The sequence below is a fragment of the Marichromatium sp. AB31 genome (genome assembly GCF_003718685.1).
GTDB classification, from domain to species: domain Bacteria; phylum Pseudomonadota; class Gammaproteobacteria; order Chromatiales; family Chromatiaceae; genus Marichromatium; species Marichromatium gracile.
In genome coordinates, this window is record NZ_RHFI01000069.1 from 1 (window position 1) to 378 (window position 378).

At 70.9% G+C, this 378-nt stretch carries 1 protein-coding gene; it reads left to right on the plus strand.

Going from position 1 to position 378, the window contains the following annotated elements; all coding sequences use genetic code 11:
* Positions 1-335 (plus strand): ABC transporter ATP-binding protein (locus EBL84_RS16765; protein ID WP_148040336.1); only part of this gene is annotated, 335 nt, incomplete at its 5' end.
* Positions 336-378: the final 43 nt, after the last annotated feature.

A 378-nucleotide genomic window follows, 5' to 3' on the forward strand; every position in this document is an offset into this window, starting at 1 on the left:
TGGCGCAGGAGACCGGGATCCTGCTCCTCGACGAGCCCACCACCTTTCTCGACATCGCCCATCAGGTCGAGGTGCTCGACCTGCTCACCGATCTGAACCGCGCGCAGGGGACCACCATCGTCATGCTGCTGCACGACCTGAACCTCGCCGCCCGCTATGCCGACGCGCTGGTGGCGATGGCCGGGGGCCGCATCCATGCGAGCGGTCCTCCCGAGACGGTCCTGACCGAAGAGATGGTGCAGGCGGTCTTCGGGCTGGCCTGCCGGACGCTCCCCGATCCGGTGAGCGGCCGGCCCATGATGCTGCCGATCGGCCGCCACCGCGCCGGCGGCTGAGCGGAGCGGCGCATCCGCCCGTCGCAGGGCACCAGAGGGGTCT